The organism is Limnohabitans sp. JirII-29 (genome assembly GCF_003063395.1).
Lineage (GTDB): Bacteria > Pseudomonadota > Gammaproteobacteria > Burkholderiales > Burkholderiaceae_C > Limnohabitans.
On sequence record NZ_NESB01000002.1, the window covers coordinates 436,502 to 449,288 of the forward strand.

The 12,787-nt window shown below is 58.2% G+C and carries 14 protein-coding genes; 10 read left to right on the plus strand and 4 right to left on the minus strand.

Annotated features, from left to right (window positions below):
* Positions 1 to 4 precede the first annotated feature (4 nt).
* The 3 genes from B9Z39_RS04805 to B9Z39_RS04815 form a co-directional block, all read right to left on the minus strand.
* On the minus strand, positions 5 to 502 hold the full coding sequence (locus B9Z39_RS04805) for a hypothetical protein (RefSeq protein WP_108300883.1): 498 nt from the start codon (positions 500 to 502) through the stop codon (positions 5 to 7).
* On the minus strand, positions 502 to 1,449 hold the full coding sequence (locus B9Z39_RS04810) for a ParA family protein (protein WP_158236138.1): 948 nt from the start codon (positions 1,447 to 1,449) through the stop codon (positions 502 to 504). The genes B9Z39_RS04805 and B9Z39_RS04810 overlap by 1 nt, the downstream gene beginning before the upstream one ends.
* 263 nt (positions 1,450 to 1,712) lie before the next feature.
* Complete coding sequence (locus B9Z39_RS04815) at positions 1,713 to 2,135, minus strand: RNA-binding S4 domain-containing protein (protein WP_108300884.1); 423 nt, start codon at positions 2,133 to 2,135, stop codon at positions 1,713 to 1,715.
* Between the two features lie 63 nt (positions 2,136 to 2,198).
* On the opposite strand from B9Z39_RS04815, the gene pal reads away from it, so the two are divergent.
* The 9 genes from pal (at position 2,199) to B9Z39_RS04865 (ending at position 10,658) form a co-directional block, all read left to right on the plus strand.
* Positions 2,199 to 2,723 (plus strand): peptidoglycan-associated lipoprotein Pal, encoded by a 525-nt coding sequence (gene pal / locus B9Z39_RS04820; protein ID WP_108300885.1) that lies wholly within the window; start codon positions 2,199 to 2,201, stop codon positions 2,721 to 2,723.
* A 25-nt stretch (positions 2,724 to 2,748) separates the two neighbouring features.
* Entirely contained in the window at positions 2,749 to 3,657 is a 909-nt protein-coding gene (locus tag B9Z39_RS04825) for an NUDIX hydrolase (RefSeq protein WP_100145519.1), read from the plus strand.
* Between the two features lie 29 nt (positions 3,658 to 3,686).
* A complete protein-coding gene (gene fabI / locus B9Z39_RS04830) occupies positions 3,687 to 4,466 on the plus strand; it encodes an enoyl-ACP reductase FabI (protein ID WP_108300951.1) in 780 nt (259 codons plus the stop codon).
* Positions 4,467 to 4,491: 25 nt separating this feature from the next.
* Positions 4,492 to 5,919 carry a bifunctional enoyl-CoA hydratase/phosphate acetyltransferase gene (locus tag B9Z39_RS04835; RefSeq protein ID WP_108300952.1) on the plus strand — a complete coding sequence of 476 codons (1,428 nt, stop codon included), beginning with the start codon at positions 4,492 to 4,494 and terminating at the stop codon, positions 5,917 to 5,919.
* Positions 5,916 to 7,109, plus strand: a complete 1,194-nt coding sequence (locus B9Z39_RS04840) for an acetate/propionate family kinase (RefSeq protein WP_108300886.1) — start codon at positions 5,916 to 5,918, stop codon at positions 7,107 to 7,109. The genes B9Z39_RS04835 and B9Z39_RS04840 overlap by 4 nt, the downstream gene beginning before the upstream one ends.
* A 44-nt stretch (positions 7,110 to 7,153) precedes the next feature.
* The gene (locus B9Z39_RS04845; protein WP_100145802.1) at positions 7,154 to 7,423 is read left to right on the plus strand and encodes a type II toxin-antitoxin system Phd/YefM family antitoxin; all 270 of its coding nucleotides are present in this window, start codon (positions 7,154 to 7,156) and stop codon (positions 7,421 to 7,423) included.
* A 6-nt stretch (positions 7,424 to 7,429) separates the two neighbouring features.
* The gene (locus tag B9Z39_RS04850) at positions 7,430 to 7,744 is read left to right on the plus strand and encodes a CcdB family protein (RefSeq protein ID WP_100145523.1); all 315 of its coding nucleotides are present in this window, start codon (positions 7,430 to 7,432) and stop codon (positions 7,742 to 7,744) included.
* Positions 7,745 to 7,910: 166 nt separating this feature from the next.
* Positions 7,911 to 8,885, plus strand: coding sequence for a hypothetical protein (locus tag B9Z39_RS04860; RefSeq protein WP_146183278.1), 975 nt, complete (start codon positions 7,911 to 7,913; stop codon positions 8,883 to 8,885).
* A 30-nt stretch (positions 8,886 to 8,915) separates the two neighbouring features.
* Positions 8,916 to 10,658 (plus strand): patatin-like phospholipase family protein, encoded by a 1,743-nt coding sequence (locus B9Z39_RS04865; protein ID WP_108300888.1) that lies wholly within the window; start codon positions 8,916 to 8,918, stop codon positions 10,656 to 10,658.
* A gap of 18 nt (positions 10,659 to 10,676) precedes the next feature.
* Here B9Z39_RS04865 and B9Z39_RS04870 read toward each other — a convergent pair whose 3' ends face one another.
* Positions 10,677 to 11,840, minus strand: a complete 1,164-nt coding sequence (locus tag B9Z39_RS04870) for an ion transporter (protein ID WP_108300889.1) — start codon at positions 11,838 to 11,840, stop codon at positions 10,677 to 10,679.
* Between the two features lie 137 nt (positions 11,841 to 11,977).
* Between B9Z39_RS04870 and B9Z39_RS04875 the strand changes: the two genes are divergently transcribed.
* The gene (locus B9Z39_RS04875) at positions 11,978 to 12,775 is read left to right on the plus strand and encodes a GntR family transcriptional regulator (protein ID WP_199221165.1); all 798 of its coding nucleotides are present in this window, start codon (positions 11,978 to 11,980) and stop codon (positions 12,773 to 12,775) included.
* Positions 12,776 to 12,787 lie beyond the last annotated feature (12 nt).

Genomic DNA, 12,787 nt, shown 5'->3' on the forward strand with positions numbered 1-12,787 from the left:
AAATTTAGCGATCGGCGTTGAGTTTTGCAGCGAGCTTGGATTGCGCCAGAGCGGACACATCGGCCCTGTGTCGTGCGCTGCGCAGTTGTTGAGTGGCTGCCTGCTCAACCTCTTGCAGGTGCTGCAAGATGGTGCTGCGCAGGTCCACCAGGTCTTGGTCAATGCGCTGCAAGCGCTCTTGCAACTCACGTTGCAAGGCCATGCGTTGTGTCAATAAATTCACCTCGGCGGCAATGGTGCGCCAAGTTTGTGTCAAGTGGTCATTGGGCGTGGCGCGCAATTGCTCAAACAACGACTGCATGGAGGCGTCCAGCATGGGTGAAGAGCTGTCTTGTGCGGACTCAGGTATGTCGGTCAAGGTTGGCACATTTTCTGGCACAGGGGGGGGCGTGTCGTTTTGCGCCGTTTGCGGTTGGGTCAAGTTGTGCACCTGTCCCCATCCGTCTTCAGGGGTGTATTGCTTGAGTCCTTTGAAGGACAAAAATTGTGGTTCTGCAGACATTATTTGCTGATCACGCCCATGGACATGCGTTTGAGAAATTGAGGAATCCCCATCACACTCAGGCTGCTGGCCGATGGGCTCGGATTTGATTTTCCAAGGGTTTCGTCGGGGCGCACCTTTTGCACCCGATGGCGGCCCAAGATGGAGTACTGGCTCGAGAGCGAACTCGATGTGCCCAACAGGTTGCTGCGTGTGCCCAGCACGCTGCTGTGCGTTCCAAGTTTGCTGCGCAATGGCAAGTTGTTGGCCGTGCCAGCTTGGGGCTGCGACAGCTTTTGTGCAGCGTGGCGCACGTCGCGTGCGGCGCACACCGATTTCCCAAATTCATTGAACGAGGCACCGCAAGCGTCTTGCAAATCCATCAGATAGCCACGCTCAAACATGTCGCGCGCGCTTTGTGCTTCCAAAATAGGGGGCGACAACATGAAGCTCACGGGGAAGCGCTGTTTGGAGAACACATCGCTGTGCAAATGTTCTGCCTGCACGCGTGTGGGGGCCACCAGCAGTGTGGGCGGGGTGTGAATGGCTGAATCAAAGACCCAGCGGTGGCGGCTTAAAAATCCGGCGGTGGCTGCCAGCTCAATTTCAGAGACAGAAGTTGGCACGATGACCAGGTCGTACTCAAACATCAACTCACCCGCGATGGAGTCGGTCCAAGTCAGATCACAAATCACCACGTCAGAGCTGCTGGCAGCGCGTCGCAAATGCAAGCGGGCATCCAGGATGGGGCGATTGCCACCTTGGTCCAACGGCAGCATGTGGTGCTGCACCACCACGCCGATGTTGGGCGCACGCGTGAGCCAGGTGCTGGATGAGCCGTGGGTGTCAAAGTCCAGCAAGGTCACGGTTTGACCCTGACGGCGCAGGTACGCTGCTAAGTTGGCGGCAACGGTACTTTTACCCACACCACCTTTTTGACTGGTGACCAAAACTTTGAACGTTGACATGACATTTCTCCAAACGCCAAGGCTGGGCAGTGCTTGTCGCATCCCAGTTTCTTCAGCGGGGAATGGAATTTACCTGTCCATCGAAAGCCCCACAAGCCTTTGTTCATGCGGGTTTCAAGAGGTTGCCTAAAAATACAGATGAATTTGAATACTTAAAAGGTAATGCTGCTTAAAAAAAGAATCAATATGAAGAAGATTCCCTATGTCTTTGATTTTTCTAGATAAATTTAAATTTTTCAGAAAAACAACAGTTCTTCCTTGCATCAATCCAAAGACGCACTCCATCGGTCATCCCATGGCGCACGTGTTTGGTCCAGATGGCGTCGTTCGCGTTTGGTGGGACGGCCTTGTTCGATGCTGTGTGCGGGCTCGGGGGCCAGTCGGCGCGCTTCGCGTTGCGCTGCATTGTGTTGCAGGCTCTCTTCGGTTTCTTGATACATGGTCTGCGCCACTGGGGCAGGGCCACGCATGGGCAGCAGCGCACTGACCACCACGGTTCGTGTCACGGGGCCTTGTCGCAAGGTCACTCGGTCGCCTACTTTGAGTTCGCGTGCTGGTTTGGCTGTGTGGTCGTTCACGTCGATGCGATTCTTTTGAATCTCTTCACACGCCAAGCCACGCGTTTTGTAAAAACGTGCGGCCCACAACCATTTGTCCAAGCGTTGTTTCTCAAGCGTTTGTTGCATGTTTACATTCTGTATATAAGTTGCGCCTTAAAATTCAGACTCACTTTCACTTCTAATATATCCATGTCCAAACGTTATCTTGCTTTGATTTCTGCAACAGCACTTGTTTTGTTGTCTGCTTGCAGCTCCACCAAATTGGCCGAAACCACTGACTTGAGTGGCAAAGCAACTGATAGCACCTCGGGTGCTCCAGCGCCTATCTCGGGCGTGGCCCCTGTGGTGGCAGACCACTTGAATCCCAACAGCTTGATCTTTACCCAGCGCAGCGTCTACTTTGACTTTGACCAGTTCACCATCAAAGCCGAATCCGCACCCGTGATCGAGCGTCAAGGCAAATACCTGGCTTCCAAATCAAGCCTGGCCATTCGTGTCGAAGGCAATGCCGACGAACGCGGCGGCCGTGAATACAACTTGGCCCTGGGCCAAAAGCGTGCCGAAGCCGTGGTGCGTGCGCTCAAGGTGTATGGCGTGAGCGACAAACAAGTCGAGCCCGTGAGCTTTGGCAGCGAAAAGCCAGTGGCCTTGGGTCATGACGAAGAGTCATGGGCCAAGAACCGCCGCGTCGACTTTGCTTATCCAAGCAAGTGATGCCTGTGCCGGCATTGCGCGCTTGATGCAACTCAACCACGAAGAAGTCACCTCACCACCGCGGGCCTCGGCCTCGGTGGTGTTGTTGCGTGATGCCCCCTCAGACCCGCGTGGTCTGGAAGTCTTTTTGTTGCGCCGTCACACCGCTTCGGCCGTGCTGGGCGGCGCTTATGTTTTTCCGGGTGGCAAGCTCGACGCAACCGACTGCGCGCCGTCTTTGCATGCGCACTTGGACCGCGCGTCCCACGAGCTGTTACAAGCTTTGGGTGAACCCGATTTAGACGCCCCCACAGCGGCTGGCTTGTACGTCGCGGCTGTGCGCGAGGCCTTGGAAGAATGCGGTGTCTTGTACGCGCGTGCGCGCGATGGTCAGCAGCCGCTGCACGATGCCCGCCAACGCCAGCAGTGGCAACAACAACTGCACGCAGGCCAAGGCTTTGAACAGATGGTGCAAGAGGCCGCTTTGGCCATTGACACCGAACAGCTGGCACCGTGGTCGCGCTGGATCACACCACGTGTGCCGTCGATCACCAACAAACGTTTCGACACACGTTTTTTCGTGGCCGTGTTGCCTGCTCAACAAGAGCCGGTACATGACAACGTCGAGGCGGTAGACAGTGTGTGGCTCACACCGCGCGAAGCCTTGACCCGCTATTGGCAGGGCGAACTGGTGTTGGCGCCACCCCAGATCATGACCTTGGTCAGCTTGGTGCCGCATCGCAGCGCACACAGCGTGTTAGAGCTGGCCAAGCGCCAAGCGCCGGCCTTGGTGGAGCCGCAACCTTTTGAAGAAGCAGGTGTGCGCCATATCGCCTACCCGGGTGACCCCAAGCACAGCCGCTCTGAACGCGCCTTCATCGGGCCGACACGATTGCAATTTAAAAACGGACGGTTTGAGCCCGCAGGCGGCCTGGACGTGTTGCTCAACCCTTGATTTCCAACGACCGCGTCAGCGGCACTGCCATGACCACTCTCCCACACGCGTTCCAACTCCAAGGTAAAAAAGGTTTGGTGCTGGGCTTGGCTAACGAACACAGCATTGCCTGGGGCTGTGCGCAACAAGCCCACGCGATGGGCGCTGACTTGGTGACCTCTTGTTTGAACGACAAAGCGCGCCCCTTTGTGGAGCCACTCACGCAAGCCCTGGGGCTTGACTTGCAAACCTGCAACATCGAAACACCCGACGATTTGCAGCACTTGGTGCAGTACGCGGTGGGCAAGCTGGGGCGCTTGGACTTTGTCATCCACTCCATTGCCTGGGCGCCGCTGCAAGATTTGCATGGCCGTGTGGTCGACAGCTCTAGCGTCGGCTTTGCCCGTGCCATGGAGGTGTCGTGCCACTCGTTTGCCACCTTGGCACAGCTGTGCGCGCCGCACATGACTGAGGGTGGCAGCCTGGTGACCATGACCTATTTGGGCGCTGACGAAGCCGTGCCGCACTATGGCTTGATGGGGCCTGTCAAAGCAGCCCTGGAGTCGTTGGTGCGCTACATGGCGCTGGAGTTGGGGCCACAAAACATCCGGGTGCATGCGGTGTCGCCGGGACCCATACCCACGCGTGCCGCTTCTGGCATTGAAGCTTTTGATGCCTTGATGCAAAACAACATCGACAAATCGCCCTTGCGACGACTGGTGAGCTTGCAAGAGATCGCCAACCTCAGCACCTTTTTGTGCACCGATGCTGCCAGCGGCATGACCGGTCAAACCATTTATGTCGATGCAGGCAGCCACGCGGTGGCCTGAAAAAAAGCACGTCAGAAAGCAAGTCATGAACGACATCACTGAAACTACCAACGACCCCCTCAACGAGTGGTTCGAAAACTATCCCTACGACAGCATCGTCATTGGCCAAGTGGCGCGCAGCGTGCGCACCCTGACCTTGGCCGACATCCAGGCCTTTGCCGCTGTGTCGGGGGACACCAACCCTGCCCACCTCGACCCCGAATACGCCAACGCCACCTTGTTCCATGGCGTGATCGGTCACGGCATGTGGGGTGGGGCCTTGATCTCCAGTTTGTTGGGCACGGTGTTCCCTGGTCCCGGCACGATTTATCTGGAGCAAAACCTGCACTTCAGCCGCCCGGTGCGTATTGGCGACACCTTGACGGTCACGGTCACCTGCACTGCCAAACAAGACGACAAGAAAACACTCGACCTCGATTGCTTGCTACTCAACCAAAAAGGCGAGCGCGTGCTCTATGGGGTGGCCCGTGTCATGGCGCCTACTGAGAAGTTACGTATCCCCCGCATCCATGCAGCGCACATCAGCCTGTTCGATCCCGAAGCCCGCCACGCCCACTTGCTGGCGCTGGGTGCCCATCTGGAGCCTGTGCTGTGCGGGGTGGTGCATCCGTGCGATGCCGACTCGCTGCAAGGCGCGATGGACGCGCACCGCGCGGGCTTGATCCAGGCGGTGCTGATTGCCCCCGAGAAAAAACTGCGCGCGCTGGCCACAGAAGCAGGCATTGACATCACGGGTGCCACCGTCATCGACGTGCCGCACAGCCACGCGGCGGCCGAGCTGGCCGCACAGATGGCGGCTGACAAACAACTGGAAGCCTTGATGAAAGGCAGCTTGCACACCGATGAGCTGATCCATGCCGTGGTCATGCAGCCGGGCTTGCGCACCGGGCGTCGCATGTCGCATGTGTTTCGTTTTGAAGCACCGATGTACCCCAAACCCCTGTACATCACCGATGCCGCGCTCAACATCGCGCCCACCTTGGCTGAGAAAGCCGACATCGTGCAAAACGCGATTGACTTTGCGCACATCATGGGTGTGGCTGAGCCCAAGGTGGCCATTTTGGCGGCGGTGGAAACCGTCAACCCCAGCATGCCCTCTACCCTGGACGCTGCCGCGCTGTGCAAGATGGCCGACCGTGGCCAAATCAAAGGCGGTGTCATTGATGGCCCTCTGGCCTTTGACAACGCGGTGTCCACCCATGCGGCAGAAATCAAACACATCGTCTCGCCCGTGGCGGGCCAGGCTGACATCTTGGTGGCCCCCGATCTGGAGTCGGGCAACATGATGGCCAAGCAGTTGGAGTATTTGGCGGGAGCCTCAGGCTCGGGTGTGGTCTTGGGTGCACGCGTGCCCATCGCCTTGACCAGCCGCGCCGACACCGCGATGACGCGCAGCGCCTCAGCCTTGCTGGCCAAGCTCATTGCCCACCACAACCGCGCGCACAACACATGAGCATCCTGGCTGTCAACGCGGGTTCTTCGAGCCTCAAGTTCGCGCTCTACCCTGTGCAGGGGCAGGCGGTGTCCGAAGCCGAGATGACGGGCTGCATTGAAGGCCTGGAGCCTGCTGGCAAGCCCTGCATCACTTGGTCCATCCGAGGCCAAGCCAAAACCATCGACGCGGTGCAAGTGGGCGCAAACGTCGACCCCTTTGATGCCGCACTCCCTGCACTCAAACAATTGTTGGTCACCCACTTTGCCCATGTGCCACTGCAAGCCATTGCCCACCGTGTGGTGCATGGCGGCTTGTTGTATTCGGCCCCTGTGCGTGTCACGCCTGAGGTGTTGACACAACTCGCCACGCTCAACAGCTTGGCACCGTTGCATCAGCCGCACAACTTGGCTGGGGTGCGCGCTTTCAGCGAGTCGTTTCCAGACGTGGTGCAAGTGGCTTGTTTTGACACCGCGTTCCACCGTACGCTGTCAGCGCTGGAAACCACCTTTGCCATCGATCGTCAACTCACCGCCCGTGGGGTGCGTCGTTTTGGATTTCATGGGCTGTCGTACCAGTTTGTCAGCCAGGTGTTGCAAGACGTGTCACCCCGTTCTGCGGGACGCACGGTGATGGCCCACTTGGGCAATGGGGCCAGCGTGTGTGCCACCACCGAACACCAGAGCCGTGCCACCACCATGGGTTTTTCGGCTTTGGATGGCTTGATGATGGGCTCGCGCAGCGGCGCGTTGGACCCTGGTGTATTGCTCTATCTGATGGAGCAGGGCTGGGACCACGACGCCATTCAAAAGCTGCTCTACAAACAAAGCGGTTTGCTGGGCGTGTCAGGCGAGAGCGCTGACATGCGTACCTTGCGTGCCTCGGGTTCGCCGTCGGCACAGTTGGCGATTGACTTGTTCACCCACCGCGTGGTGCGCGAGGTCGGTGCCTTGACTGCCTGCGTGGGTGGCCTCGATGTGTTGGCCTTCACCGGGGGCATTGGCGAGCACGACGCGGTGCTGCGCCAACAGGTGTGCGAGGCGTTGCACTACCTGGGCGTGTCGGTCGATGCAGCACGCAACCAAGCGGCCACGGGTGATGCGGTGCGTGCCATCCATGCCGAAGGCAGCGGGGTGGAGGTGTGGGTCATCCCCACTGACGAGGGGCGGGTGGCGGCGCGGGAAGCCTTGGGCTTGATGCGTGGCGCATGACCATGGCCTTGGCTAAAATAGCCATCAAGCCACAATGATTGAACATGCAAGTCACAGCAACCCAAGCGAAGAATCGTTTTGGCGCCATATGCGCCCAAGCCAAAACTGAGCCGGTGTTTGTTGAAAAAGATGGACGGATTGACACCGTCATCTTGTCGGCAAAGCAGTTTTCCGAATTACAGGCAAGCAAAAATACGGAAACCTTGACGCAACGAAAAGCACAGTTCGAGCAATCGCACGGTGCTTGGCTTGCCGAACAAAACCAGCGATTTGAATCGCATGGACTGTGGTGTGACGACATGCGCGTCTGGTGAGTCGGTATGCAGTTTGATGTGTATGAAAACCCCAGCGCACGCATGCGGGATGTCTATCCCTTTGTGGTGGACGTTCAAAGCAATTTGCTCAGCGGACTTGCCACCCGTATGGTGGTGCCGCTAGCCATCACGAACCTATCCGCAAAAGACCTTCCAAATCGGTTGTGCCCCATCCTGACCGTCAACAACAAGCCATTGATGCTGGTGCCGTTTGAAGCAGCACCGCTGGACAAACGATTGCTCCAGATAGCGGTCGCCTCCGTGCTAGAGCGTTCCTATGAAATCATCGCAACCATGGATGCTGTGTTGAGCGGTATCTAAGACGCCTTACACCTTTCATCGATCATTTCCACCGAAGAGGGGCGGGTGGCGGCGCGGGAAGCCTTGGCGCTCTCATTGAATTCTTAAGAATTCAAAATATTCCCGCTTCATCCACAAAAAATAACCTGGAATAGGTAAAACTCGGCCCTGCACAGGAGGGCTGAGTATGCGTGGTCAACGTTGGTGGTATGCCATGGGTGTGGTCGGGTGGTTGCTGGGGTGTGCCAGTGATCCGCAGCGCGTGCACGTGGTGCCGCCAGCCCCTGCGTCCATATCACCAGCTCCCACAGTCGCTGCACCCGTTTCACCTCCACCTGTTGCAAAGGCTGTTGTACCCACACCAGACACGGCTTCTTCCAGCTCTGAGGCTGCCCAGCCAGCGCCCCTGCCTGTGCGGCCAAGCATCAAGTCAGTTCGACCACCCACAGCCCGTCCCACACAGGCTGAGCGGTCTGACACATCGCGTGCCATGCCTGTGTCTGGGTACACAGGCTCGGCGGCTTATTACGTGCCCTCGGCCATGACTGTGAATCGGTCGTCTTCGGCGTATTTGATGATTCGCCAAGACATGGATGCACAAGGTTTGGCAAATTCTCTGCGCGACATGATTGCGACAAGCATGCACAAGCCTGCGGATCAGATCGAGATCAAGATCGACAGTCGTCCTCCCATGTCTCCGGTCATCGCAGGCGCTGTTCAAGCAATCACTGGCATCCACACAGGTCAGAAGATGCAGGCCAAATTGTCCAGCCTTGACACGAATGACTTCCGTGTCGAAAGCTTGGGCACGGACAAACCGATTCAACAAACCGAAGGCGGCTACTTCCGTTGGGAGTGGCGTGTGACGCCTCTGCGCACCTCTACGCTGCAAGAGCCCTTGAAGTTGAAATTGGACGCCTGGATCGCCGACACAGACAGCGACACCCCACTGATGGACCGAAGCATTGCCATTGAGGTATGGGTGCAAGCGCAACCCTGGCAAGGCCAACTCCAAGACGACGTGACAGACGTCTTAAAGCAGACTTGGCAAGCTTTCAAGAACCACCTGGCCGAGGGCTTGGCGGTGTTCATTGGCACCTTGGTGCTGGGCTGGAAAAAAATCATGCGTCGCTTCTTTCGACGCACCCTGGCCCAACCATGACGTCGTGATTCACACCAACGAGGAGTACACATGTCCACATCGCCACGCTTTGAAATCGGTCTCACCCTGGCAGGTGCTGTGTCGGCGGGGGCCTACACCGCTGGTGTGATGGACTTTTTGATCGAGGCCCTCGACACCTGGGAAGCCGCCAAAACTCGCCAAGCTGACACACCCGGCAGCGAGCCCTTGTGCCCTGTGCATGAGGTGAACTTGCGGGTGTTGTCTGGCGCTTCTGCGGGCGCCATCGTGAGCGCGATTGTGGCGGCCAACATCGACAAAACCTGGACGCCAGTGAATGCCACCAACGCAGACGATCCGCAGGTCAGCAACCCCTTGTTTGATTGTTGGGTCAACCAGGTCGACATCCATGCGCTGCTGGGCGATCATGATCTGCAAAGCGACCCGATGCCAGTGTCTGCGCTCGACGCCACCGCCTTGGACGCCATTGCGCAAAAGGCCTTGTCTTACCAGGGGCCCTCCATCTCTCGTCGCTATGTGGCCAATCCCTTGCGTGCCATTTTTACCCTCACCAACCTCACCGGTGTGCCTTTTCGCTACGACCTGCGCGGCAACAGCGGTTATGGACAAGACCTGACCTTGCACGCCGATCAGATGCGCTTTGCGGTGATGAATGCTGGCGCAGCCAGCGCACCTGCGATTCGCCTGACGCCCGATGCGCGCTACGAGTACCCGCTCCAGCCCACAGCCGCCTCTAAGTGGAGCGATGCCGCCTGGCAGCGCTTTGCCATGACCTCGTTGGCCTCTGGGGCCTTTCCCGTGGGCCTGCGTCCACGCCCCGTGGAGCGCAATGCCTCTGACTACACCGACATGCGCCTGCCTGTTCAAGACACACACGGCGCACCGCTGGCCATTCGCCCGTCTTGGTCGCTACAACCGAATGACAAATACCAGTTTCTCAGTGCGGATGGTGGCGGGGTTGACAACGAGCCTTTGCAACTGGCGCGTGTTGAGCTGTCGGGCAGTCCGTTGGTCAACAACGTGCGTGATGGTTTGACCGCTTCGAAGGCCTTGATCATGGTGGACCCCTTTGTGGGGCCTAACCCTGCGGGGCCGGTCAGCGTGGTGCAGAACCCTTTGCATCTGGCCTTGTTCAAGTTGTTGAATGCGTCCATTGAACAGTCGCGTTTCTCTGCCGAGGACATTGAACTTGCTTGCCGCGAAGATGTGTACAGCCGCTACATGGTGGCCCCCAAGCGCCCCACACCTGCGCTCTTGCAAACGCAGTACCCCCAGCCCGATGGCAAGTGGATTGCCAGCGGCGCACTCGGTGGCTTCAGCGGTTTTTTGCATCGCGAGTTTCGCAAACACGATTTCTTGCTCGGGCGTCGCAATTGCCAATTGTTTTTGGCGGAGCACTTCACGTTGCCTGTCGACAATCCGCTTTTTTCTGCGTGGCGAAACAATGCTGCGCTGCGCGCTTGCTACAGCGTGGCGGGCAAAGACGGCGAACCCGAGCAGTTACCCATCATTCCCTTGCTGGGCCGGTTGCATCCACGCCATGGCCAAGCAGAGCCTGTGCCCACGTGGCCTCAAGATCTGTGCGATGTCGATGCACTCAAAGCCCCGCTGGGCGCACGTGCCGATGCCTTGTTCAAAAAGTACACCCAGGACACGGGCATCGCTGGCGTGGCGCTGGGGCTGCTGTGGCGCTTTTGGGGACGCGGCAAAATTTTGGACAAAGCCAACCAGGTGCTGGTTCAGGCCTTGGTGGCGCAGGGCTTGAGCAGCGGCAAACCTCAAGGCCAGGCCTGATCCAATCTGCGTTGCGTGTTACTTCTCGCGCAGGGTTTGCCAGATGGCCCGCTCCGCAGCGGTGGACTTGGCCTCATTGCGCAACAGCGCGTCAATTTGGTCGGCACTCTTGCCATGCGCCATGCCGCGCAAGGCACTGATTTGTTGCCGGTAGCGCTCCATCATCACCTCGGGGTCTAGGCCCTCGGTCACGTCGTGGCCCACGCTGCGCATTTCTTGGTGCACGCGTTCGATGATGCGGTTCACGTCTTGTGGCGTCAGGTGCAGGCGCTCGGCTTCGGCGTCCATCACATGGCGCTCTGCGCTGGAGTAGCGGCCATCGGCAATGGCTTTGCGAAATTCGTTCTCAAAGGTTTCGCGGTCAATGCGCAATTGGTCGGTGAAAGCCGAAGCCATCAAACCCGCAGGAATGGCAAAGATGCCAATGCCAATCAGGCTGATCACCACCGTCATGGCGCGCCCGAGCGGCGTGATGGGCGAGATGTCGCCATAGCCCACGCTGGCCAGCGTGATCACCGCCCAGTACATCGAGGCGGGGATGCTTTCAAACTTGTCGGGTTGCGCGTCGTGTTCCAGCTCGAAGCCCAAGCTCGCGGTCAAGATCACCAGCAGCAACATCATGAAGGCCGAGGCCAGCAACACCCGGTGCTCGCGTTGCACCGCTTTGAACAAGGTGTTGAGGGTGCCGGTGTAGCGCGTGAGTTTGAGCAATCGCGACAAGCGAAACACACGCAAAAAGCGCAGGTCAAAGTTTTTGTCCAGCACCATGTCCAGAAAGAAGGGCGAGATGGCCAACAAGTCGATCATGGCGCTGATGGTCATCATGTAGCGCAAGCGCCCTTTGATGGGGTGTGCGAATTGTGGCAACTCGCAGCAGCTGTAAACCCTTGCCACGTACTCCACGGTGAAGATCGTCACCGTCACCACTTCGAGCAGCTTGAATTCGGTACTGAATACCGCACGCACTTCGGTGATGGTCTCGAAAATGATGCTCAGCACCGACACCAGCACCGACAAAATGATCAGGTGGTCGATGTAGCGGTGCAGTGGCCCCGAGGTGGGTGTGGGGTGCAACAGCGAGAAAACTTTTTGCCGGAAACTACGCCCCCGGTTCTTGGTGACAAAGAAGTGAAGCGCTTTGTAGAGCGCGCCGATCACGTTGAATTTTTGTAGCAACTGCATGCAGAAATCTTGCCATAGCCACACCGCATTTCCCTGACATACAAACTGAATGCTTTCGCATGCACGGTCACCTGGGTGATTGTCCTCAGCAAATGTCCTATTGACAGGTCAATAGAACTGATACACCATCGCCAGCCATGAGTTCTGTCATGCCCTTGCCCAAGTACCACCAGGTGTATCTGGTGCTGCGTGAGCAATTGCACGAAGGCAAGTTCGCCCAGGGCTTGCCCGGTGAGCTGGCGCTGATGCAGCAGTTCTCGGTGGCCCGCGTCACGGTGCGGCGCGCTTTGGCGCAGCTGGCCCAAGAGGGCTTGATCAGCCGCGAGCCCGGGCGTGGCACCCGTTCCCTGGTGCAGCGCAGTGGCCCGCAAGTGGATGCTGCCACCCACAAAACACAACAAGCACGCCTGACGGGTTTGCTGGAAAACCTGGTCAGCATGGGCTTGCGCACCACCGTCAAGGTGTTGTCGGTACAACGCTTGCCCGCACCCCATGAGGTGGCCATGGCCTTGCAACTGCCCGATGGCGAGCTGGTGCAAAAAGCCCAGCGTGTGCGCTACACCAAAGAAGGCCCGCTGTCGTACATCACCACCTGGGTACCAGAGCGCATTGCCAGTGGCTTTGGCCGCAAAGAGCTGGCGCAAAAACCCATCCTCATGCTGCTCGAAGAGTCGGGCGTCAAGGTGGGCCGTGCGCAACAAAGCATTTCTGCCAAGTTGGCCGACGCCAGCATGGCGCAACATTTGGACATCGCCGTAGGTTCGGCGCTGCTGGCGGTCAACCGCCTGATTTATGACACCGACGACAAGCCCATCCAGTGGTTGCACGGGCTGTATCGACCGGACCGTTACGAATACCAAATGCAGTTGTCTCGGGTGGGCAGCATCGATGCCAAGGTCTGGGTCAGCAAAGAGTTATCGGCCAACTTTCATTGATTTTTCAAAGGA

Coding starts and splice junctions, on each gene's coding strand:
- B9Z39_RS04805 (WP_108300883.1), bottom strand. CDS start 502: ATGTCTGCAGAACCACAATTTTTGTCCTTCAAAGGACTCAAGCAATAC.
- B9Z39_RS04810 (WP_158236138.1), bottom strand. CDS start 1,449: ATGTCAACGTTCAAAGTTTTGGTCACCAGTCAAAAAGGTGGTGTGGGT.
- B9Z39_RS04815 (WP_108300884.1), bottom strand. CDS start 2,135: ATGCAACAAACGCTTGAGAAACAACGCTTGGACAAATGGTTGTGGGCC.
- pal (WP_108300885.1), top strand. CDS start 2,199: ATGTCCAAACGTTATCTTGCTTTGATTTCTGCAACAGCACTTGTTTTG.
- B9Z39_RS04825 (WP_100145519.1), top strand. CDS start 2,749: ATGCAACTCAACCACGAAGAAGTCACCTCACCACCGCGGGCCTCGGCC.
- fabI (WP_108300951.1), top strand. CDS start 3,687: ATGACCACTCTCCCACACGCGTTCCAACTCCAAGGTAAAAAAGGTTTG.
- B9Z39_RS04835 (WP_108300952.1), top strand. CDS start 4,492: ATGAACGACATCACTGAAACTACCAACGACCCCCTCAACGAGTGGTTC.
- B9Z39_RS04840 (WP_108300886.1), top strand. CDS start 5,916: ATGAGCATCCTGGCTGTCAACGCGGGTTCTTCGAGCCTCAAGTTCGCG.
- B9Z39_RS04845 (WP_100145802.1), top strand. CDS start 7,154: ATGCAAGTCACAGCAACCCAAGCGAAGAATCGTTTTGGCGCCATATGC.
- B9Z39_RS04850 (WP_100145523.1), top strand. CDS start 7,430: ATGCAGTTTGATGTGTATGAAAACCCCAGCGCACGCATGCGGGATGTC.
- B9Z39_RS04860 (WP_146183278.1), top strand. CDS start 7,911: ATGCGTGGTCAACGTTGGTGGTATGCCATGGGTGTGGTCGGGTGGTTG.
- B9Z39_RS04865 (WP_108300888.1), top strand. CDS start 8,916: ATGTCCACATCGCCACGCTTTGAAATCGGTCTCACCCTGGCAGGTGCT.
- B9Z39_RS04870 (WP_108300889.1), bottom strand. CDS start 11,840: ATGCAGTTGCTACAAAAATTCAACGTGATCGGCGCGCTCTACAAAGCG.
- B9Z39_RS04875 (WP_199221165.1), top strand. CDS start 11,978: ATGAGTTCTGTCATGCCCTTGCCCAAGTACCACCAGGTGTATCTGGTG.